The sequence below is a fragment of the Pseudomonas sp. 14P5.3.2 genome, from assembly GCF_057799175.1.
In genome coordinates this window covers 65,813-87,600 of sequence record NZ_JBYOKU010000027.1, presented here as the reverse complement: position 1 = coordinate 87,600, position 21,788 = coordinate 65,813, and the positions used below count along the sequence as shown (strand labels likewise).

The following is a 21,788-nucleotide window of genomic DNA, read 5'->3' as shown; positions in this document are numbered from 1 at the left end:
TCAGCTCCTACCTCCCCCCCCCCCCCCCCCCTTCTCCCCCCCCCCCCCCCCCCCCCCCCCACCCCCGCTCCCACAAGGGGTTCTGTGGTGTCTGTCAGATCCCGGCCAATGCCAGATCCATCGCAAAGTAGGTGAAGATCAGATCCGCACCCGCGCGCTTGATCGCGCCCAGGCTTTCACGCACCACACGGTCCTCGTCGATCGCACCGGCCTGCGCGCCGAACTTGATCATCGCGTACTCGCCGCTGACCTGATACGCCGACAGCGGCAGGTTCGAGGCTTCACGAATGTCGCGGATGATGTCGAGGTAAGCACCGGCCGGTTTGACCATCAGCGCGTCGGCGCCTTCCTGCTCGTCGAGCAGCGATTCACGCAGGGCTTCGCGGCGGTTCATCGGGTTCATCTGATAGCTTTTGCGGTCGCCCTTCAGCGCACTGCCACCGGCCTCGCGGAACGGGCCGTACAGCGCCGAGGCGAATTTGGTCGAATAAGCCATGATCGGAATCTGGGTGAAACCCGCGTCATCCAGCGCGCGGCGAATCGCCCGCACCTGACCGTCCATCGCCGCCGACGGGGCAATCACGTCAGCGCCGGCACGCGCCGCGGCCACCGCCTGTTTACCAAGGTTGATCAGGGTCTGGTCGTTGTCGACCTCGTGGTTGTGCATCACACCGCAGTGGCCGTGATCGGTGTATTCGCAGAAGCAGGTGTCAGACATCACGATCATTTCCGGCACCGCGTCCTTGGCAATCCGCGACATGCGCGAAACCAGGCCGTTTTCGCGCCAGGTGTCGCTGCCGTTGGCGTCCAGATGATGGGACACGCCAAAGGTCATCACCGACTTGATGCCGGCACGGGCATAACGCTCGATTTCGCTGGCCAGCTTGCGCTCGGGAATGCGCATCACCCCCGGCATGCTCTTGATCGGCACGAAGTCATCGATCTCTTCTTCGACGAAAATCGGCAGCACCAGATCATTCAGGCTGAACTCGGTTTCCTGGAACAGACTGCGCAGGCTCGCATTGCGGCGCAGACGGCGGGGACGTGCTTCGGGGAACTGGCTGGACATGGATCTTCCTGAAAACGGCAGATGAGACGAAAGTCGTAGGGGGCGAAGCTTATGCCTTCGGTGGGCACAGGTACAAACCTGGATCAATCAAGAGTGCATTACCGAGGACGCAATAATCTGCGGGCGTCATCACTATTCCTGTGGGAGCGGGCTTGCTCGCGAAGGAGGTGTATCAGAAAAAGACGTGTTGACTGACACGACGCCTTCGCGAGCAAGCCCGCTCCCACAGGGTTATGTGTGGCCTCAGGAAGGAATGGTCAGCCCCCGAACAACCGCCGGCCGTGCCAGAAAGCGCTCCAGCACCCGGGTCACGTTCGGGAAATTATTGATCCCGACCAGATCCCCTGCCTCATAGAACCCGATCAGGTTACGCACCCACGGGAACGTGGCGATGTCGGCGATGGTGTAGCGCTCGCCCATGATCCAGTCGCGACCTTCCAGGCGTTTATCCAGCACGCTGAGCAGGCGTCTGCTCTCCTCGACATAGCGATCACGCGGACGCTTGTCCTCGTAGTCCTTGCCGGCGAATTTGTTGAAGAAACCGAGCTGGCCGAACATCGGGCCGATACCGCCCATCTGGAACATCAGCCACTGAATCGTCTCGTAGCGCAGCGCGCCTTCCTGCGCCAGCAACTGGCCGCTCTTGTCGGCGAGGTAGATCAGGATCGCGCCGGACTCGAACAGCGGCAGCGGCTGGTCTTGCGGGCCGTGGGGATCGAGGATCGCCGGGATCTTGTTGTTGGGGTTCAGCGACAGGAACTCGGGAGACAGCTGATCCTGCGTGTCGAAGCCCACGCGGTGCGGCTCGTAGGGCAGGCCGATCTCTTCGAGCATGATCGAGACCTTGACGCCGTTGGGGGTCGGCAGGGAATAGAGCTGAATCCAGTCAGGGTACTGCGCGGGCCATTTGTGGGTGATGGGGAACGCGGACAGATCGGTCATGGGAAGCATCCAGTCACATGGGAAGCAATGATCATAATGTAGGAGCTGCCGCAGGCTGCGATCTTTTGATCTGGCTTTAAAAACCAAGATCAAAAGATCGCAGCCTGCGGCAGCTCCTACACGAACCGTAACATCCTGCGGGTAAGGTGCCTGAACCAAACCGGCCTCAGAGGACTCTGAGCTATGCCTTTCGCACAGGAAGCGCAACACACGACATGGACAACATCCGGTGCTGGGAGCCCGCGGTGTAAGGGTTGGTCAACCCCAACCGAATCTGCTGAAGAATCCTTTATTCGATGACGAACCTCATGAGTTTCGCCAAACGCTTCAAACATCGCGCCTACGTGGCCCTGCCCTCCCTGCTGGCGGTCAGTGCGCTGACCTTGTCGCTCGAATCGAGCCAGATTCGCGCGCAACCGGTGGACGGCACCCAGACCCTGATTTTCCTGCGCCACGCGGAAAAGCCCGCCGGCGGTCTCGGCCAGCTCAACTGCCAGGGCCTGAACCGGGCGATCGAACTGTCGACCCTGCTGCCGGAAAAATTCGGCAAGGCCGATTACGTGTTTGCCGCCAACCCGACACGCAATGTCGAGGAAGGCGAACAAGACAACTCCTACAGCTACATCCGCCCGTTGATGACCATCAGTCCCGCGGCGATCAAGCTCGGCCTGCCGGTGAACATCGAGTTCTCCGCCAACGACACCAGTGACCTGGCGCGCGAGTTGACCGAAGACAAATATCACAACGCAACGATCTACACCGCGTGGTCGCACGGCTATCTGCCGGAGCTGATCAACAAGGTTGCCGGCAAGGCCGTCGGCGAAAAGCAGACCATCACCGATGACTGGGCGGCTGGCGATTTCGATTCGCTGTATGTGCTGACCCTGACCTGGCACAACGGCAAGGCCAGCCTGCAGAGCCACAGCTACAAGCAGGGGCTGGATAACGGCAAGGTGACTTGTCCGACTTGATTCGTGCGGTGCCTGTGCCGGCCCTTTCGCGAGCAAGCCCGCTCCCACACTGGATCTTCACTAGGCAGAAATTTTGTGCCTGACGCAGATCCCCTGTGGGAGCGGGCTTGCTCGCGAAGAGGCCCGCAAGAACACCCTCAAACCTGCTGACTCACCCGCTCGCGCAAATACTCCAGCACCGCCCCGCGCTCCCCGGCAAACTCGATCCGTCCGCCCTTCTTCTCACGCTGGAACGCATACATCGGGTCGTAATACTCGCGCAGCAACCCTTCGATCCAGCCGCGATGCAAATCCACCGCCCCGCTACGCTCCTGCTCCGCCAGCGCATCCTCCATCAACAGCAACATCCGCCGATGCCGCTCGCCACCAAGGCGCTTCTGCACGTTGTTCAGACTGTCCAGCAAGCGCTCCGCGAACAAGGTGAAACTGTCCTCGCCATGCACCGCCGCAAACTCGGCCGACAGGTCCACCACGTAATCGCGCAGGATCCGCTCTACGCGATCCTCGAAACGGTCTTCCAGCCAGACCATCGGGTACTGCTGCATGCCCTGATACAGCGGCAGCGGCAGCGCACAACTGCCCACCACCCGACTCTCGTCTTCCAGCACAAATTGTTCGATACCTGCATCGCGCTTTTTAAGGATGTCGATGGCCAGACGGTTTTCAAAATCTATATTCGACGGTTGGCCAGTGGCGCGCTTGCCGAAACTGGAACCGCGATGATTGGCATGACCTTCCAGGTCCAGACTGTTACGCAGCTGCACCAACACTTCGGTCTTGCCGGTGCCGGTCATGCCCCCCAACAACACAAAATCACACTGGCCGATCGCTTGCTCAAGCGTGTCGATCAGAAAGTTGCGCATTGCCTTGTAACCGCCGCCGACCCGCGGATAGTCGATCCCCGCCTCGCTACGCAACCACTGCTGCGCGATCTGCGAGCGCAAGCCGCCACGAAAACAATAGAGATAACCTTCAGGGTGGGCCCGGGCGAAATCGGCCCAGGCCTGAATGCGCTCGGCCTTCACCGCGCCGGACACCAGTTGATGGCCCAATTCGATGGCGGCTTGCTGACCGTGCTGCTTGTAGCAGGTGCCGACCTTCTGCCGTTCGGTGTCGTTCATCAGCGGCAGGTTGACCACGCCGGGAAACGCGCCGTGGGCAAACTCGACCGGCGCACGGGCATCCATCATCGGCCGGTCGTTGAGGAAAATGTCGCGGTAATCGGTGCAGTCGAGTGTCATCAATTCACCTCGACTGCGTGGGTCTGTCGCTCGACCAGCTCGCCGATCGGCGCCAGGTTCAGGCCCAGTTCGGCAGCCACGGCAAGGAATTCGTCGTTGCCTTCGGGGGTGACGGCAATCAGCAGACCGCCGCTGGTCTGCGGGTCGCACAGCACGCGCTTGTGCAGCTCCTGCAGACGGCCAAGCTTGCTCGAATAACTGTCGAAGTTGCGCAGGGTACCGCCGGGCACGCAGCCCTGTTCGAGGTAGTATTCGACGCTGTCCAGACGCGGCACGTGGTTGTAGCCGATGCGTGCGGTCAGGTGGCTGCCATCGGCCATTTCCACCAGATGCCCGAGCAGACCGAAACCGGTGACGTCAGTCATCGCGGCGACCCCGGCGAGTTTGCCGAAACGGCTGCCGGGCTTGTTCAGGGTGCACATCCAGTCGCGGGCCACACCAATGTCGCCGGGGCGCAATTTGCCCTTTTTCTCGGCGGTGGTAAGGATGCCGATGCCCAGCGGTTTGGTCAGGTACAGCAGGCAACCGGCGCTGGCGGTGTCGTTGCGCTTCATGTGGCGCTTTTCCACCAGACCGGTCACGGCCAGGCCGAAGATCGGCTCCGGCGCATCAATCGAATGCCCACCGGCCAGCGGAATGCCGGCGGCGTCACACACCGCCCGTCCACCGCGAATCACTTCCCGCGCCACTTCCGGCGCCAGCACATTCACCGGCCAGCCGAGGATTGCGATCGCCATCAGCGGATCGCCGCCCATCGCATAGATGTCGCTGATCGCGTTGGTCGCGGCGATACGGCCGAAGTCGAACGGGTCGTCGACAATCGGCATGAAGAAGTCCGTGGTCGACACCACACCGCGCTCGGCATCGATCTCGTACACCGCCGCATCATCACGCGAGGCATTGCCGACCCACAGTTTCGGGTCAAGGTTCTGCGCACCGCTACCGGCCAGAATCACTTCCAGCACCTGCGGGGAAATCTTGCAGCCACAACCGGCACCGTGGCTGTATTGGGTCAGGCGAATCGGCTCGCTCATGGGAGAGTCTCTGGCAGTTGATGGGGCGGATTCTAGCAGAGCGCGGGCCGGCTGATTTTTGCGCTGACTGTCCGGCCCCCTTCGCGAGCAAGCCCGCTCCCCACATTTGATCGCGACCATCCGCAAATCCTGCTTTTACTGAAGATCCCCTGTGGGAGCGGGCTTGCTCGCGAAAGCTATCGACGGGTCACCACGATTTCACGAGCGAACATTCTGTCCGGACCAAAAAAAACCGCCCTTTCGGGCGGCTAAAGTACTTCGACCATGATTCAGAAGCTTTGACTGAAGCTGATGTTGAACGCGCTGTCGTTGTTGTCGCTCGACACCTGGCCCGAGTAGCCGATGCCCAGCTTGCCGGTCGGGGTGACCTGGAAGTCGATGCCGGCTTCGAGCAATGCGCTGTCCTTGGCAATCGGCACGCCCTGGGTGCTGAACGAGGCGCCGCCGTCGATGAAGGTCAGGTCGGCGTCAGGTTTGGTGTCACCGTAGGCATGTCGCCAGCCGATGGCCGCACGTGGCGTCAGTTGGCTGCCGTTGGCCAGGGTCACCAACTTGCCGACGCGTACCCCGAGGGTCGAGTAGGTGATGTCCTGATCGGCGTCGGCCTTCAGGCGCCCCACTCCACCTTTTTCCTTGCCGGTGTCGCTGTCGTAGTTGACGTAGGCAAGCCCTGCGAACGGTTCGATGGCAACGCCTGCCGCGTTGATCGCGTAACCCACTTCACCGAACACCTGCGCACTGCGTGCGTCGTAATCGGCCTTCAGGCGATCGTTGTAAGTACCGACGCTGACATCGCGTTTGGTCTCGATGCTGTGCCAGCTGTAAGCCGCGCCGAGGCGCACCGCCAGTGCATCGAATTGCGAGTTCAGATAACCGGCCAAGTGGTAGCTGTCGACCTTGGCATCCGAGTTGCGATCGTGCGCATTGAGGTTGCTGCGGGTGTAGCCGGCCGCCATCCCGGCACGCCAGGTGTCATCCAGGGCCTTGTCGGTGCCGAGCATGAAACCGCCGAGGTTACGATCGACTTTCGCCGTGTTGCTGTCGCCGCCCATGTCGCCCCAGGCACCGATAGCCCGGATCCAGCCGACCATTTCACCGTGGCAGCCGTTGCTGCTCAGTTGCGTGTCGCTCGGTGCCAGGGTTTTGCGCGGATCATCCGCGGCGCTGCACGATGGCTGGCGCATGCGGTCATTGACCGCCTCGCGGATGAAGCGCGAATCCTCCAGCATCGCGCTGGCGGTGCTGGCGTGGATTTCTCCGGAGAGGCTGTCGAACGCATTGCGCGCACCGGCCACGCTGAGGTTGACGATCTGGTTCTGCAACGCCGCGCCGGCCGCACCGTTATTGGACAGTGCCGTGGCGGTGCCGCGCTGGTTGCCCGTGGCAGCGACATCGGCGAACGAGTTGCCGTTGCGGCTCACGGCCAGGGTCACCGAGTCGGCACCGTAGACCAGCGAGCTGTCGAGGAACGCGTACTGCGGCAGATCGGCGGCACTGAAGGTACCGGTCACCCCACCGCCCGCTGTAATCAGCGAGTAAGTGGTGTTGCCGGTGAACGGCGCCAGGCTGCTGACCACCAGACCGCCACCCAGGGCTGCCGTGCCACCCACCGCCAGTGGCGTGGCGGTTGGCGAGCTGACGGTCAGCGCCAGCACACCATCACTGCTGTTGGTCAGGTTGCCGGCCACGCTCAAGGTGCCGTCCGCGCCACCGGAAGCCACCACACCGTGGTTGACCACTGAGCCGACGCTGCCATTACCGCTCAGGCCTGCGCCGTTGGCGACCGTGACTTGTGCACCCAACGAAGCCCGGGCCGCACGGCTGCCGACTTGCAACACGCCTTGATCGACCGAGACGGTGCCGCTGAACGGCTGATTGCCCGTCAGCAACAGCGTGCCGGCGCCGCGTTTGGCCATCGCCCCGAGTCCGCTGAGGACACCGTTGAATTGGCCATTGGCGTTCTGCTGGAACACCAGCGTGGCGTTGTCGGTGATGTTGCCTTGCAGACTCGTGGTGTTACCGATCAGCGTACCGCCGCTGACGGTGGTACCCCCGCTGTAGGTGTTGGCGCCACTGAGCACCAATGTGCCGGAGTCAAGTTTCTCGATCCCCCCCGTGCCTACCAGCGGTACGGAAATTTCCGCACTGGCCCCGGCATTGACCCGCACCGGCGCCAGACTGCCGTCGGCACCGTTGACCGGCGTCAGCGTACCGCCAGCCCCCGGAACCAGACTGTAGCCGCTGGTGAGGAACTGCAGGCCAGTGAAGTTTTGATTGCCCTGCACAGTGACGGTACCGGCCTGGCCGCTGAACACGGCAAACTGACCATTTGAAGCCTGGGCCTGAGTACCGCTCGGATCGGTCCAGTTGGTGCCCGGGCCCCACACGCCGCTACCGCCACCAATGCTGCCGTCAGGATTGGTGGTGCCGCCGTTCCAGAACTGCACTTCACCCGGTGTGCCCTGCACCAGCAGGTTGACCTGATTGGCGATCGCGGTTTGCAGGGTCAGGTTGGCCGCCGATACCGGCAGGCTGCCGTAGACCAGACCGTTGTCGGTCAGGCTGCCGCCGTAGCGGAACAGTTGATAGACCCCGGTACCAAAGCCGCCGGCATTGCTGATATTCAGCGTGCCGTCGAGGGTCAGGTTGCCGGCGACGTTGACCACGGTGGTTGAGCTGGTGGCCGAGCCGAGACTGAAGTCCAGGTTGGTGCCCGAGGACAACGCCAGCGAACCGACCGACAACGGTGTGGCACTGCCGCCACCGATCAGCGTCGCACCACTGGCCAGTTGCACGTTGCCGCCCAGTTGCCCGCTGCCGCCGACTTTCGCGCCGCTGGCAACGCTGACGTTGGCGCTGTTGAACACGCCGTTGACGATCAGATTGCCAGCCTGCACCGAAGTGTTGCCGGTGAAGGTGTTGTTGTCGGTCAGGAGCAATTGGCCGGTGCCGGTTTTGTTCAGCGTGCCGGCGCCGGTGAGGTTACCGGTATAGCTGCCGTCGGCGTTCTGCGCGAAGGTCAACGCCGCGTTGTTGACGATCGCGCCTTGCAGGCTGCTGGTGTCGCCAGTGGTCGTGCCACCGTTCAGCGTGGTCCCGCCGCTGTAGGTATTGGCGCCACTCAGCACAAGATCACCGCTGCCGTTTTTCACCAGACTGCCAGTGCCGGTGACGGCGCCAAGCAGTGTGGTGTTCTGGTTACCGGCCAGGGTCAACTGCGAACCGAGATTGATCGCGTTGGCCAGTTGCAGCGCCGAAGTGCTGTCGAGGGTGCCGTTGCCGGTCACGTTGAGTGCACCGCTACTGATTGCGCTGTTGTTGCCCAGCACCAGCGTGCCGCCTGCGAGTTGAGTGCCGCCGCTATAGGTGTTGCTGCCGTTGAGCGTCAGGCTCGACGCCCCGGTCTTGATCAGACTGCCGCTGCCGCTGACTACACCACCGAGGGTCAAGGCGTTGCTGCCGGCGACGGTCAGGCCACCGTTGAGTACCACGTTGTTGGCCAGGCTGACCGCGGCGTTGCTGTCCAGTGCGGTACCGTCCGCAGCGGTCAACACACCGCTGCCGAGCGCGGCATTGTTGCCGACCACGATCTTGCCGCCATTGAGCGCGGTGCCACCGGTGTAGCCGTTGGCGGCGTTGAGCACCAGCGTACCGGTGTCGTATTTGCCGAGGGTGCCGCTGCCGTTGAGCGCGACGCCGACGGTCGCGGTGGCGTTCGGATCGACGCGTACCGAGGCATTGCCCAGCGAACCGTTGACCAGGTTCAGCGAACCCGCCGTGCCGTTCTGCAGGCTGTAGCCGTCGGTGACGAACTGCATGCCGGTGATGGTTTGCGCACCGTTGACGGTCACAGTGCCCGCCGTTCCCTGGAACACCGCGAAGTTGCTGGTCCAGGCCTGATTGGTGATGCCGTTGACGTCGGTCCAGTTGGTGGTACCGGTGCCCCAGGTGCCGCTGCCGCCATCGACCGAGCCGTTGGCGATCAGTTGATTGCCGTCCCAGAACTGCACGGTGACGCCCGGTGCACTCACCAGCAGATTGATCTGGTTGGCCAGCGCCGTTTGCAAGGTCAGATCGCCCGGGGTCACGCTGCCCGGCACCGTGCCGATCAGCATGCCGTTGTCAGTGAGGCCGCCGGTGTAGTTGATCAGGCGATACACACCGCTACCGAAGCCGCCGATATCGCTGACATTCAAGGTGCCGTCGAGGGTCAGGTTGCCGCCGACATTCACCAGCGCATTACCGCCACCGGAGACCGGTGCACCCAGGCCGACATCGAAGTTGGCGTTGCCGTTGAACACCAGCGAATCCACCGACAGCGTGCTGCCGGTGACAGCTGCCAGATGCCCGCCATCGGCCACGGTCACGGCGCCGGTCAAGGTGCCGCTGCCGCCGAGAGTGCCGCCACTGTTGACCAGCACGTTGCCGCTGGCCAGCGAACCGTTGACCTGCAGGGTGCCGGCGTTGACGTTGGTATCGCCGGTCAGGTCGCTGATGCCGCTGAGCGTCAGCGTGCCAGTGCCGAGTTTGGTCAGGCCGCCGTCGCCGCTGAGGACACCGGCGAAGGTGCTGCTGACGTTGTTGCCACCGAGGCTCAAGGTGCTGCCGGTGCCGATCAACGCGGTACCGCTGCCGGTCAGGCTGGCGAGGCTGCCCGAAGCGCCGAGATTCAGCGCCGCGCCGCCCGCGAGATTGACCGTGGCGTTGTTGCCCAGCGCCGAATTGCTCAGGGTGGTCAGGCTGCCGGACAGCACATCGAAGGTGCCGCTGAAGGTGTTGTTGCCCGACAGCGTTACATCGGCCAGACCGTTTTTGGTCAGGGTGCCGGCCCCGGCGATCACACCGCCGAGGGTCAGGTTGTTGTTGCCGGTCAGACCGAGGTTGGCATTGAGGTTGATGTTGTTCGCCAGCACCAGCGGGGAGCTGCTGTCGAGACTTGAAGCGCCCGCCACTGTCAACGCACCGCCGCCCAGTGCTGCGCCAGTGCCAAGGGTCAGCGTACCGGCATTCAGCGTGGTGCCACCGGTGTAAGTGTTGATACCGTTGAGCGTCAGGTTCGACGTGCCGTTTTTGATCAGCCCGCCGGTGCCGCTGACCACGCCGCTGAGCGCTACGTCGCTGCTGCCGGTATTGGTCAGATTGGCGTTGAGCACCACGTTGTTGCCCAGCGACACCGAGGTGTTGCTGTCCAGCGCCGAGACACCGGCCACGGTCAGGTTACCCAGACCGAGTGCGCCGTTGCTGCCGGCGGTCAGTGTGCCGGCGTTGAGAGTGACGCCGCCGAGGAAATTGTTAGCCCCGCTCAGGATCAGGTTGGCCGCGCCGTTCTTGGTCAGGCTGCCGGCGCCATTGATCGCGCCGCTCAGTGTCAGATCGTTGCTGCCGACGACACCAAGGTTGCCCGCCAGATTGATCGCGTTACCCGCCGTAAAGGCGCCGCTGGCATCCAGTGTGGTGCCGCTCGCCGCGTTCAGAGTGGCCGAGCCCAGCGCGCTGTTCGACGCCAGAATCAAGCCGCCCGCATTCAACGCCACTGGCCCGAGGAAGGCGTTGTTGCCACCAAGGGTCAGGCTCGCCGCGCCATTTTTGATCAGCCCGCCGGTACCGCCGATCACCCCGTTGAGGGTCAGCGCATTACTGCCGACCAGAGTCAGATTGCCGTTGAGCGTTGCCGCGTTAGCCAAAGTGACCGCTGTGTTGCTATCCAGTTGAGTGCCAGCGTTGGCGGTCAGCGTGCCGCTGCCCAGCGCGGTATTGCTGCCGACGATGATCTTGCCGCCGTCCAGTTGCGTACCGCCGCTGTAGGTGTTGGCGCCATTGAGCACCAGGGTACCGGCGTCGAGCTTATTGAGGATGCCACTGCCGTTGATGCTGGCGCCGATGGTCGCGGTCACACCCGGATCGACCCGCACCGCCGTGGTCCCACCACTGCCATTGACGGCGGTCAGTTGTCCCGCCGCGCCGTTCACCAGGTTGTAGCCGTCGGTGAGGAACTGCATGCCAGTGAACAGCTGCGTGCCATTCACGGTCACAGTGCCGGCGGTGCCCTGGAACACCGCGAAGTCGCCGGCCCAAGGTTGGTTGACCAGGCCGTTGGCATCGGTCCAGTTGGTGCCGACCGCGTTCCACGTGCCGGTGCCGCCGTCGACCACGCCGTTGGCAATGGTCTGGCTGCCATCCCAGTAACGGATGTTGCTGTTCGGGGCCGACACTTGAATGTTGATCTGATTGGCCACACTGGTCTGCACCAGCAGATCGCCGAGAGCGTAACCGACCGGCACGCTGGCGACGTCCAGCCCCAGATCCGTCAGGGCACCGGTGTAGTTGAACAGACGATAGACACCGACGCCGAAACCACCGGCATCAGTGACATTGAGATTGCCGTTGAGGGTCAGGTTGCCGCCGACGTTCATCAGCGACGTGGTCGACGGTGTCGCCAGCGCCACATCAACGTTGCTGCCCGCACCGAGGGTCAGATTACTCGCCGACAGGGTGTTGCCCGACGACAGCGCCAGATGGCCGCCGTTGTTGATGTTCACCGTGCCGATCGCCGAGCCGGTACCGGTCAAGGTGCCAGTATTGTTGACGTTGAGCTGTGTACTGTTCAGCGATCCTGTGAGGTTGAGGACACCGCCATTGACCGTGGTGTTGCCGGTAAGCCCGCTGATCCCGGTGAGGTTCAGGGTGCCGGTGCCGATTTTGGTCAGGCCACCGCTGCCGCTGAGATCACCGTCGAAGGTGCTGCTGGTGCTGACCCCGCCCACGGTCAAGGTGTTGCTGCCGGTGAGTTGCACACTGCCGCTGCCGGACAACCCGGCCAGGCTGGCATCGCTGCCCAGATTGAGACCGGCGCCGGCGCTGATGTTCACGCCGGAGGTATTGCCCAGTGCAGCGCTGTTCAGCGTGGTAACGCTGCCGGAGATGATATTCACGGCGCCGGTAAAGGTGTTGCTGCCGGCCAGCGTCAGGTCCGACAAACCGTTTTTGGTCAGGCTGCCGGCACCGTCGATGATGCCGTTGAGGGCCAGGTCGTTATTGCCGGCCACCGTCAACCCGGCGTTCAAGGTGATCGCATTGCCGATGCCGAACGAGGCGCTGTTATCCAGGGTCGCCGCGCCGCCGACGGTCAAGCCGCCGCTGCCCAGACCGTTGGCATTGCCCAGGGTCAGGGTGCCGGCGTTGAGGGTGGTGCCGCCACTGAAAGTGTTGTTGCCGTTGAGCGTCAGGTTGGCCGCGCCGTTCTTGATCAACTGACCGCTGCCGCTGGTGACACCGCTGAGGCTCAGGTTCTGCGTACCGCCGATGGTCAGCGCAGCAGTGAGGCCGATGCCGTTGGTGAGGTTGACCAGCGGCGAGTTGCTGTCCAGCGTCGCCGCGCCAGCCACCGTCACGGCGCCGCTACCGAGTGCCGAACTGTTGCCAACGGTCACGGTGCCGGCATTCAGCGTGGTGCCGCCGCCGTAACTGTTGGCCGCATTGAGAATCAGATTGGCCGTGCCGTTTTTCACCAGACTGCCGGCGCCGCTGACCAGACCGGTCAGGGTCAGATCTGCCGTGCCGCCGATGTTCAAGGCACCGGCCAGCGCCACCGCGTTGTTCAGGCTGACCGCGGTGTTGGCATCCAGCGTGGTGTTGGCCGCCGCGTTCAGCGTACCGGCGCCCAGCGCAGTGTTACTGCCGACAATCAACTTGCCGGTGTTCAATGCGGTGTTGCCAAAATAGGTGTTGGCGCCATTGAGGGTCAGGTCGGCGGCGCCGTTCTTGACCAGACCACCGATGCCGGCAACAACGCCGCCAAGGGTCAGCGCATTGCTCCCGCCCAAGGTCAGATTACCGCCGAGGTTGATATTGTTCGCCAGGGTCGCCGCCGTGCCGGCATCCAGCGTGGTGCCGTTCGACGCGTTCAGCGCGCCAGTGCCGAGTGCGGTATTGGAGCCGACGATCAACGAACCGGCCGTCAAAGCGGTAGTGCCGGTGTAGGTGTTGTTGCCGTTGAGGGTCAGGCTCGACGCACCGGTCTTGATCAATCCGTTGACGCCGCTGATCACCCCGCCGAGGGTCAGCGCGTTGGCGCCGCCAGCGGTGAGGTTGGCATTGAGAGTGATCGCATTGTTCAGCGTTACCGCCGAGCTGCTGTTGAGTGTTCCTGCCCCGGCCACGGTCAGGGCGCCCGAGCCCAGCGCAGCGCCGTTGCCGACGGTCAGGCTGCCGGCATTGAGCGTGGTACCGCCGCTGTAGGTGTTACTGCCGTTGAGCGTGAGATTGGCGGTGCCGTTTTTCACCAGTTGGCTGGTACCGCTGATCACGCCGCCGAGGGTCAGCGCGTTGCTGCCGCCAATCCCCAGGCTGTTGTTGAGAATGACGTTGTTGTTCAGCGTTACCGCCGCATTGCTGTCGAGCGTCGCCACGCCGCCGACGGTGATGTCGCCGCTGCCGAGCGCCGCATTGGCGCCCGCCGTGAGGGTGCCGGCGTTCAACGCGATGGGACCGAGGAAGGTATTGGCGCCATTGAGAATCAGGTTGGCCGCGCCGTTTTTGGTCAGTCCGCCGCTGCCGCTGACGATGCCGCCCAGGGTCAGGTCGGCGCTGCCGCCGATGTTCAGGTTGCCGCCGAGACTGACGGAGTTGGTCAGCGCTACGGCAGTGCTGCTGTCGAGGGTGGTGCCTGCCGCCGTGGTCAATGCGCCAGTGCCCAGCGCGGTGTTGCTGCCGACAATCAGCGTACCGGCGTTAAGCGCGGTGCCGCCGGAGAAGGTGTTGTTGCCGCTGAGACTCAGGTTCGCGGTGCCATTCTTGATCAGGTTACCGGTGCCGCTGACGACGCCGCTCAGGCCCAGTGCCTGGGTGCCGCCGATGGTCACTCCTCCCGCCAGCGCGACGGCGTTGGCCAGGGTCACCGCGGTGGTCGCATCCAGCGTAGTGCCGGCCGCCGCGCTCAGCGCACCGGTCCCCAGCGCGGTGTTGCTGCCAACGAACAGGCTACCGGCGTTAAGCGCCGTACTGCCGCTGTTGGTGTTGTTACCGGTCAGGGTCAGGCTCGCGGTGCCAGACTTGGTGATGCCGCCAGTGCCGGACAACACGCCGCCCAGGGTCAGGGCGTTGCTGCCGAGCACGTTGAGCGCGCCGGTCATGCCGATGTTGTTGGCCAGCGTAACGTTGGCGGTGCTGTCGAGGCTGGTGCCGGCGGCGGTGTTCAGCGCGCCGCTGCCGAGTGAGTTGTTGTTGGTCACCAGCAAGCTGCCGGCGCTCAGGGTGGTGGTGCCGGTGTAACCGCTGTTGGCACCGCTGAGGGTCAGGCTGCCGCTGCCAGTCTTGGTCAAGCCGCTGCTGCCGGTGATCAGGCCGCCGAGCGTCAGTGCGCCGGTGCCGCCGGCCGTCAATGTGCTGCCGAGGCTGATGGCGTTGCTCAGATTGATCGTGCCGGGTGCGCTCAAAGTTGTCGCGCCGGTGACGTTGAGGGTACCGGTGCTCAGCGCCAGATTGTTGCCCAACTGCACGGTGCCGCCGTTGAGCGTGGTGTTGCCCAGATAGGTGTTGGCGGCGCTGAGGCTCAGCTGTCCGGAACCGACCTTGGTCAGGCCGCCACTGCCGGAAATCACCCCGCTCAGGGTCGTGGCGTTGGTGCCCTGCACGGTCACGCCACCGGCGCCGAGGGAGATCAGATTGCTGATGTTCAACCCGGCGTTGCTGGCCTGCAGGATCCCGCCGTTGGAGGTGAGCACCCCGCTGCCGAACGTGGCGTTGTTGTTGAACTGGGCGACACCGCCATTGAGCGTGGTCGCACCGCTGACCAATGGTCCCTGCAAGGTCCAGGTGCCGCTGTTGATGGTCAGGTTGTTGAAGTTGACGTAGGTGGCGCTCGACGCCGTGCCGACCCCGGTGGTGCCGCCGCCGACGCCAAGCGGGTTCTGCAGAATCAGACTGTTGGTGCCGCCCGCGCCGCCGTCGACAGTACCGGTCGGGGCGAAGGTCAGGTTGATGCCGATCAGCCCGCCGAGACCGACGCTGATCTGTACACCGTCACCGACCTGCACCGAAGAACCCGTCACTGCCGTAAAGGTGTTGGTGCTGGCAGCGCCCATCGACACGCCACCGGTGATCGCGCCGGCGTTGGTGAACGTGTTACCCGCCGCCGAGGTTTCGAAGGCGACGCGGCCAGTAATGGTGCCGGTGCTGCTGTTGGTCATGTTGACCTGCGAACCGCCGTAGACGCCGACCACCGGAGTATCCGCCAGGGTGATGCCGCCGACCGAGAGACCGGTGGAGGTGATGGTGCCGTTGTTGGTGATGCTGGTAGTGCCGGCTGCAGCGTTGTTCACCGCGATGCCCAAGCCGTCGATGCTGGTCAGGTTGAGCCCGAGCAGCATGCCAGTGCCGCGAATGATCCCGCTGGCGTTGTTGAGCACACTGACCGTACTGGTCGCACCGGTGCCAATGAACGCACCGCCGCTCAAGACCGACACAAGCCCGATAAAGGCAGGGTCAATGGTGCCGGAGTTGTTCAGAGTGATGTTGACCCCGGTCAGGTCCATCACATGGCCGCCGAGGGTCGCATTCATTGCCGCCCCCGAGTTGACATTGACCGTCAGACCGTTGGTGGCACTGGCGAAATTGTTGAGAAACAGCGGCAGCGTCGGCACCCCGGTACAGGTCACCGTGGAACCGGCCGTGGAGCAGGTGGCCAGTGCAGGCGCGCTGACGCCGCCGAACAACAGTCCGGCGACGCTCAGGTGCACAGCAAGGGAAAGTGGGGAAAAACGCGAAACGAGGGCGACACCAAACCTTGCTTCCACGGGCTACTCCTTGTCGTGGCCAAATTCTTCCTTGAAGGCGTGGGGAAACGTGCTTATTCCACACGCGAATCAAGACTGCGACGGTCATCACAAACCGCCTCTTGGCTGACAAGCTAGTAGACGCCCCGCGATGGGGCACTGATTAAATGGTGTTAATACTTTAATACTAGACCCGTCTGAACGAGGGTTTCGGCCCGTAAACACTGGATTCGACGACAACTGACCACCCCTGTGGGAGCGGGCTTGCTCGCGAAGGCGTCGTGTCAGACAGCGCTGTTTCAACTGACACACCGCTTTCGCGAGCAAGCCCGCTCCCACAAGGGGAAATGGGTATATCGGGAAAACTGGTACGCCTTGTGCAAACGTTTGCGACCTGCCTGTAACGGCTTTTTCGTAACAAAAACGTACAGACCCGCAGAAACCGGGCCTCGATCCGCAAAAAAGGACTTTGAATGCACGCCGCTTCCCTTCTCCGCGCCCCATTTGCGCGCACGTTCGCTGTTTCCCTGCTACTGACCGGCGTTACCGGAGTTCTCAGCCATTCCGCACTGGCGCAACCGGTCCTGCCCGAAGAGTCCGCTCAGGGCGAAGCCCTCAGCCCGGAAGCTGCCCCGCCGAAAAAAGGCGCTTATCTGTCGGACTGGTACAACCAGGACCTGACGCTGATCGGCAGCAAGGACATCAGTTTCGGGCCGCAGCCGGCCGACGATATCTATCTGGAATACGAATACTTCGGGCGCAAGGGGCCGTTCGAGCTGTACGGCTACATAGACATTCCGAAGATCTTCAACATCGGCAACAGCCACGACAAAGGTGTGTGGGATCACGGCTCACCAGTGTTCATGGAACACGAGCCGCGCATCTCCATCGACTACCTCGCCGGCCGCAGCCTGGCCATCGGCCCGTTCAAGGAATGGTACGTGGCGTTCGACTGGATCTACGATCACGGCAGCCGCAAGGAGAACCGCGCCAACACGCTGTACAGCGGCTTCGGCACCGACATCGACACCCATTCGCGGGTCAACCTGTCGGCCAACCTGTACGGGCGCTACCAGTGGGAAAACTATGGCGCGAGCAATGAGTATTCGTGGGACGGCTACCGCGCGCAGCTCAAGTACATCGTGCCCATCGACAAATTCAGCAACGGCGCGTCGCTGACCTACATCGGTTTCACCAACTTCGATTTCGGCTCGGACATTCACAAGGACAATCCGGCGCGCACCGCCAATGCCACGGTGGCGACCAACGTGTTGCTGTATTCGTTCACCCACTTGCGTTTCACCCTGGTCGGTCGCTATTTCCACAACGGCGGCAACTGGGAAGACGGCAGCGAGCTGAACTTCGGCGACGGCAATTTCCGCGCGCGCTCCAACGGTTGGGGCTACTACGCCGGCATTGGCTACCAGTTCTGAATCAAGGAGATTTTCATGCAAGCAATGACGCGTCTGACCCTGGCCGCTGCGGCCCTGCTCTCTTCCACTGCTTGGGCGGCTGAAGCGCCGATCCAGCCGAAAGTGGTGCTGATCACCATGTTCGCCCCCGAGGCGCAGAACTGGATCGAGCGCCTCGACCTGAAACAGGAAATCCGCGTGCCGGGGCTGTCCGCCGAGTACCCGAGCATTCGCTGCAACAGCCAGCAGGTGTGCCTGCTGACCACCGGCATGGGCCAGACAAACGCCGCGGCTTCGACCCTGGCCCTGGCGCTGTCGCCGAAATTCGACCTGCGCAAAAGCTGGTTCCTGATCGCCGGGATCGCCGGGATCAGCCCGAAACACGGGACCATCGGCACCGCGGCGTGGGCGCATTATCTGGTGGAATTCGGTACGCAATGGGAGCTGGATTCGCGCGATGCGCCGTCGAGCTGGCCGACCGGTTACCTCGGCATCAACACCAAAGGCCCGAACGAAAAACCGCCGTTGGACTACAAGACCGAAGTCTTCGAACTCAACCCGAAACTACAGGCCAAAGCCTTCGCCCTGAGCCACAAGGTCGAGCTGAGCGAGAGCAAGGAATCAGCGGCCTGGCGCCTGAAATACCCGTCCGCCCCGGCCAACCAGCCGCCGGTCGTTACGCGCTGCGACACGCTGGCGGGCAACACCTGGTTCTCCGGTACACGCCTGAGCGAACGCGCCGAGGTCTGGACCAAACTGCTGACCGACAACCAGGGTGAATACTGCACGACGCAACAGGAAGACAACTCGACCTACGAGGCCTTGTTACGCGCCAGTCGTGAAGGTCTGGTGGATGTGCAGCGTCTGGCCGTGGTGCGTGCCGGTTCCGACTTCGATCGCCCGGCGCCGGGCGGCAGTGAGGTGGACAATCTGCTGAAATACGCCGATCAGGGCGGCTTCGTGCCGGCGCTGGAAAACCTCTATCGCGCCGGCAATCCGCTGGTGCAGGACATCCTGAAAAACTGGTCGGCGTGGGAAAACGGCGTCCCGCAATCCTGAAACCTGCGCCAATCAATTGTAGGAGTGAGCCTGCTCGCGATGGCGGTTATTCAGCCGCCGAATTTGTCGACTGAATTGACGCTATCGCGAGCAGGCTCACTCCTACAGGGTTTGTGGCTGAGTCAGGGGATAAGAATAATCTTGTCGCCGCTGCCCTGATTCACCTGCGCATAGCGCTGCACCCCCTCCGCCAGCGGCACCTCCACCAGGCCTTGTGGCAACGGCAGCCGATCTTCATCGAAGAAGCGTCCGAACTGCTCGAGCATCGCCGCACAGGCTTGCACGCTGTACAGCAGCGAGTTGATCCCGACCACCGAACCACCCTTGCGGTACAGCGCCAGCGCTGGCAATTGCACATGGCCGTCGACCGGTGCGGCAATGATCGCAATGCGCCCGAACGGTGCCAATGCCGCTACCGAGGCCGGCAGCCAGAAACCGGTGGTATCGAAGATCACGTCGGCGCCGCCGCTGTATACCGCGTTGACCTGCGCGCCGAGGTCTTCGGGTTTATCCAGCTGAATCGTCGAATAACCCTGCGCCTGCAACTCCTTGACCTGCTCCGGCCGCCGCGCGGCCGCCAGAATCTGCGCCCCCCGCACCTTGGCCAGCGCCAACGCCGCCGTGGCCACCGCACCGCCGCCGATCACCAGCAAACGTGTTTCGCCAGTCACCCGGCTACGCTCCAGCGCATCCCACGCCGTGGTGTACGGCACGCCGAGGCTCGCAGCCTGGGCGAAACTCAGATGCGCCGGTTTGGCTGCCACTCCAGTGGCCGGCAGTTTGACGAACTGCGCATGGGAGCCATCGGCAAAAAAACCCAGGTCGCGCCCGGTGCCCCAGACCTCCCGACCGATCAACGCTTGCGGCCCTTGCACCACTACGCCTGCAAAATCACGACCGGGAATCCGCGGCAATGTGGTGTACGGAAAACGCCCGAGCACGTTCTTCACATCGCTGGGGTTCAGGCCGGCGGCCTTGATCTCGACCAGCACTTCATCAGCGCCAGGCACCGGGGTCGGCACGTCAACGAAACGCAAGGAAGACAGGTCGCCGGTTTTATCGAATTGCAGTGCTTTCATGAGGACATCCACCAAAGGAAAAAAGGACAGTTCAGGACAACCAACCGGCGACCAGTTGCCGGCCCATCGGCCACAACTGCTCACCCGCGAGCATGCCCAGCAGCCCCACCAGCGCAATGGCCGGTGGCGCCGGGGAACGGAAATTCAGCGCGCCATAGAGCAGGCCGACACCCAGACCGATGGCCAGCGAAATCAGGTAGTTCATGGAGGAAACTCCGCCGCGTTAAAGGGAATGGGCAGAGTCTAGGGAAGGATGGACAGAGGCGTCGGCCAAGGACTTCTGAATTTCGGCCAAATCCTTGAGTTCACTGCAGTCCCCTGTGGGAGCGGGCTTGCTCGCGAAGGCGGCGGGTCAGTCTCTAATTCTTCACAGACATACCGCTTTCGCGAGCAACCCCGCTCCCACAAGAGTTGCGCTCAGGTGGTCATAAATTGCGAAGGCGCCACACCCAGCTCGCGCCGGAACATGTCACTGAAACTGCTCGGCGAATACCCCAGCTCCCGAGCAATTGCACTCACTGGCACGCCCTGAATCAACTCGGCCACCGCCGTCGCCAGTTGCACCTGCCGCCGCCATTCGGCGAAGCCCATGCCCAGGCTGTCCTTGAACAACCGCGCCAGCGTGCGCACACTCGCCCCGGCATTTTCCGCATGCTGTTCGAAAGAAATGTCCAGCGACGGTGCGGCCATCACCGCCTGGCACAGGTTCATCAGACGCCGGTCGGAATCGTCCGGCAGCGGGATCTTCAGTTGCGAGCGCCGGGCGCGCTTGAGTTCCAGTAGCGCCAGCCCGACCAAGGCCTCGTAATAGGCCGGCTCGCCGCTGTCGCCCTGCTCCACCAGCCCGACGATCAACTCACGCAACAGCCCACCGACCTCGATCACCTGCACGGTCGAGTCCAGCGTCGCCGCCAGCACCGGTCGCAGATAAATGTTGCGCATCTGCAAGTCCGACACCACACGAATCCCATGCGGCACCCCGGGCGGCAACCACACCGCCCGCTGCGGCGGCACCACCAGCGCCTCATGCGGCGTCTCGACCCACATCACCCCGCTCATCGCATACAGCAACTGCCCCCAGACATGCTCGTGCGGCTCGATGAACAAGCCACGCGGATACGTGCGCGCCAGCGGCTGCACCGGGACATCGGTATCACTCAAATCAGGGGGTGCGGCGAGGGCCATGGCGAGCAATCATTGGGGGTTGGCGGAGCGGCCATGTTAACCACTGCGCCCATGCGTCGCCAACGATAGATACCGTCGGACAATCCGAGTGAATTTTCCCGGTGCGCGGTGATCCTTCTAATACCACAGGGAGGATTACGGGCTTTATGAACAACGCAAAACTGTTTGTCATCGACTACACCCTTCACGGCACGCCCAAGTCGTTCATTATCCGTTCGGACAAAATGGACAACGCCGAGGCGTGGCACTGGGCAAGCTGCGACGCCGGCGTGGGTCGCATCCCGCGCTTCGGCCGGGAAAAGGTACAAAAGACCAGCAAACCGATGGCGGAGAAATTCGGCGTGGAAAACGTCACATGGCGACCGGCGAGCTAGACTCTCGCCAGGCAATGGGGACTCTTTGGGGGCGTACACAATGACCAGCATCTTCAGCCCGGCGCATCTGGATTACGGTCTTGACACTCTGTTCGGTCGTATTACCAAAAGCGTGGACTGTCAGGTGGGTCTTGAGGCTGTCGAAGACGACCCCTATAGCTTCGCCCTGCGCGTGCCGGCGCCGTTACCGGAAGATCTCGACCAGGCGAAAACCGTGGTGGTCAGGGTCGACGGTCGACGACTGCAAGGCACGGTACGCCGTACCGAACGGCTGGATGATGAAAGCCTGAAACTGCGAGTGGAGCCTGATTAGGCTCCACTTTTTTTGCGCGGGATTATTTGGGGTGGGCGCAATGGCAGCCTTTGCTTGAACATTCTTCACCGCCCTTGTGGTGGTGCGCGCAGGCCTCGCAGCAGTAGTGTTTGCCGTGTACGGCGTAAGAGTGGTCGCCTTCTTTGATGGTGCATTTGCAGTTGGGGCAGTCGCATTTTCTATCGGGCATGGGGGCAGACTCCTTTTTTGGTGGTTGTCTGGGCTTTTGGGATAAGCCGTAAATACCAGTGTAGGAGCTGCCGCAGACTGCGATCTTTTGATTTTGCCTGGGTGCGATTTGGATACTTGGTTTTTGGGTGTATATCCGTTTTTTCGG

General features: G+C 62.8%; 14 protein-coding genes. 5 read left to right on the top strand and 9 right to left on the bottom strand.

What is annotated here, in order from left to right; all coding sequences use genetic code 11:
* Nucleotides 1–94 precede the first annotated feature (94 nt).
* Both hemB and AC27VU_RS20450 read right to left on the bottom strand, forming a co-directional pair.
* The gene (hemB, locus tag AC27VU_RS20455; protein WP_003223551.1) at nt 95–1,069 is read right to left on the bottom strand and encodes a porphobilinogen synthase; all 975 of its coding nucleotides are present in this window, start codon (nt 1,067–1,069) and stop codon (nt 95–97) included.
* Between the two features lie 243 nt (nt 1,070–1,312).
* A complete protein-coding gene (locus AC27VU_RS20450; protein ID WP_488724788.1) occupies nt 1,313–2,011 on the bottom strand; it encodes a glutathione S-transferase family protein in 699 nt (232 codons plus the stop codon).
* 296 nt (nt 2,012–2,307) lie between these two features.
* Between AC27VU_RS20450 and AC27VU_RS20445 the strand changes: the two genes are divergently transcribed.
* Nucleotides 2,308–2,982 (top strand): hypothetical protein, encoded by a 675-nt coding sequence (locus AC27VU_RS20445; protein ID WP_045122368.1) that lies wholly within the window; start codon nt 2,308–2,310, stop codon nt 2,980–2,982.
* Nucleotides 2,983–3,119: 137 nt separating this feature from the next.
* On the opposite strand, the gene mnmH is transcribed toward AC27VU_RS20445, so the two are convergent.
* The 3 genes from mnmH to AC27VU_RS20430 all read right to left on the bottom strand — a co-directional run bounded on the left by mnmH (nt 3,120) and on the right by AC27VU_RS20430 (nt 16,050).
* Complete coding sequence (gene mnmH, locus AC27VU_RS20440; protein ID WP_488724787.1) at nt 3,120–4,223, bottom strand: tRNA 2-selenouridine(34) synthase MnmH; 1,104 nt, start codon at nt 4,221–4,223, stop codon at nt 3,120–3,122.
* Complete coding sequence (selD, locus tag AC27VU_RS20435; RefSeq protein WP_488724786.1) at nt 4,223–5,257, bottom strand: selenide, water dikinase SelD; 1,035 nt, start codon at nt 5,255–5,257, stop codon at nt 4,223–4,225. Before selD ends, mnmH begins: the two co-directional genes overlap by 1 nt.
* A gap of 269 nt (nt 5,258–5,526) precedes the next feature.
* On the bottom strand, nt 5,527–16,050 hold the full coding sequence (locus AC27VU_RS20430; protein ID WP_488724785.1) for an autotransporter-associated beta strand repeat-containing protein: 10,524 nt from the start codon (nt 16,048–16,050) through the stop codon (nt 5,527–5,529).
* A 452-nt stretch (nt 16,051–16,502) separates the two neighbouring features.
* Between AC27VU_RS20430 and AC27VU_RS20425 the strand changes: the two genes are divergently transcribed.
* Together AC27VU_RS20425 and AC27VU_RS20420 are read left to right on the top strand one after the other, a co-directional pair.
* Nucleotides 16,503–17,462 carry a nucleoside-specific channel-forming protein Tsx gene (locus tag AC27VU_RS20425; RefSeq protein ID WP_103522526.1) on the top strand — a complete coding sequence of 320 codons (960 nt, stop codon included), beginning with the start codon at nt 16,503–16,505 and terminating at the stop codon, nt 17,460–17,462.
* A 15-nt stretch (nt 17,463–17,477) separates the two neighbouring features.
* The gene (locus AC27VU_RS20420; protein ID WP_488724784.1) at nt 17,478–18,500 is read left to right on the top strand and encodes a purine-nucleoside phosphorylase; all 1,023 of its coding nucleotides are present in this window, start codon (nt 17,478–17,480) and stop codon (nt 18,498–18,500) included.
* Between the two features lie 122 nt (nt 18,501–18,622).
* Here AC27VU_RS20420 and AC27VU_RS20415 read toward each other — a convergent pair whose 3' ends face one another.
* From AC27VU_RS20415 to AC27VU_RS20405, 3 genes are all read right to left on the bottom strand, one after another.
* Nucleotides 18,623–19,579 carry a quinone oxidoreductase family protein gene (locus tag AC27VU_RS20415; protein ID WP_488724783.1) on the bottom strand — a complete coding sequence of 319 codons (957 nt, stop codon included), beginning with the start codon at nt 19,577–19,579 and terminating at the stop codon, nt 18,623–18,625.
* Nucleotides 19,580–19,610: 31 nt separating this feature from the next.
* Nucleotides 19,611–19,784: a DUF1427 family protein gene (locus AC27VU_RS20410; protein ID WP_103486135.1), complete on the bottom strand. Its 174-nt coding sequence runs from the start codon at nt 19,782–19,784 to the stop codon at nt 19,611–19,613.
* A gap of 212 nt (nt 19,785–19,996) precedes the next feature.
* Entirely contained in the window at nt 19,997–20,764 is a 768-nt protein-coding gene (locus tag AC27VU_RS20405) for an AraC family transcriptional regulator (RefSeq protein WP_488724782.1), read from the bottom strand.
* A gap of 146 nt (nt 20,765–20,910) precedes the next feature.
* On the opposite strand from AC27VU_RS20405, the gene AC27VU_RS20400 reads away from it, so the two are divergent.
* Nucleotides 20,911–21,138 (top strand): DUF6555 family protein, encoded by a 228-nt coding sequence (locus AC27VU_RS20400; RefSeq protein WP_003223528.1) that lies wholly within the window; start codon nt 20,911–20,913, stop codon nt 21,136–21,138.
* 40 nt (nt 21,139–21,178) lie between these two features.
* Nucleotides 21,179–21,451: a hypothetical protein gene (locus AC27VU_RS20395; RefSeq protein WP_488724781.1), complete on the top strand. Its 273-nt coding sequence runs from the start codon at nt 21,179–21,181 to the stop codon at nt 21,449–21,451.
* Nucleotides 21,452–21,473: 22 nt separating this feature from the next.
* Here the strand turns inward: AC27VU_RS20395 and AC27VU_RS20390 are convergent, their stop codons facing one another.
* Nucleotides 21,474–21,641 carry a metallothionein gene (locus tag AC27VU_RS20390; RefSeq protein ID WP_003223525.1) on the bottom strand — a complete coding sequence of 56 codons (168 nt, stop codon included), beginning with the start codon at nt 21,639–21,641 and terminating at the stop codon, nt 21,474–21,476.
* Nucleotides 21,642–21,788: the final 147 nt, after the last annotated feature.

Excerpts from the sequence above, each read along its gene's own strand:
- hemB (WP_003223551.1), bottom strand. The coding sequence starts at position 1,069 with ATGTCCAGCCAGTTCCCCGAAGCACGTCCCCGCCGTCTGCGCCGCAAT.
- AC27VU_RS20450 (WP_488724788.1), bottom strand. The coding sequence starts at position 2,011 with ATGACCGATCTGTCCGCGTTCCCCATCACCCACAAATGGCCCGCGCAG.
- AC27VU_RS20445 (WP_045122368.1), top strand. The coding sequence starts at position 2,308 with ATGACGAACCTCATGAGTTTCGCCAAACGCTTCAAACATCGCGCCTAC.
- mnmH (WP_488724787.1), bottom strand. The coding sequence starts at position 4,223 with ATGACACTCGACTGCACCGATTACCGCGACATTTTCCTCAACGACCGG.
- selD (WP_488724786.1), bottom strand. The coding sequence starts at position 5,257 with ATGAGCGAGCCGATTCGCCTGACCCAATACAGCCACGGTGCCGGTTGT.
- AC27VU_RS20425 (WP_103522526.1), top strand. The coding sequence starts at position 16,503 with ATGCACGCCGCTTCCCTTCTCCGCGCCCCATTTGCGCGCACGTTCGCT.
- AC27VU_RS20420 (WP_488724784.1), top strand. The coding sequence starts at position 17,478 with ATGCAAGCAATGACGCGTCTGACCCTGGCCGCTGCGGCCCTGCTCTCT.
- AC27VU_RS20415 (WP_488724783.1), bottom strand. The coding sequence starts at position 19,579 with ATGAAAGCACTGCAATTCGATAAAACCGGCGACCTGTCTTCCTTGCGT.
- AC27VU_RS20410 (WP_103486135.1), bottom strand. The coding sequence starts at position 19,784 with ATGAACTACCTGATTTCGCTGGCCATCGGTCTGGGTGTCGGCCTGCTC.
- AC27VU_RS20405 (WP_488724782.1), bottom strand. The coding sequence starts at position 20,764 with ATGGCCCTCGCCGCACCCCCTGATTTGAGTGATACCGATGTCCCGGTG.
- AC27VU_RS20400 (WP_003223528.1), top strand. The coding sequence starts at position 20,911 with ATGAACAACGCAAAACTGTTTGTCATCGACTACACCCTTCACGGCACG.
- AC27VU_RS20395 (WP_488724781.1), top strand. The coding sequence starts at position 21,179 with ATGACCAGCATCTTCAGCCCGGCGCATCTGGATTACGGTCTTGACACT.
- AC27VU_RS20390 (WP_003223525.1), bottom strand. The coding sequence starts at position 21,641 with ATGCCCGATAGAAAATGCGACTGCCCCAACTGCAAATGCACCATCAAA.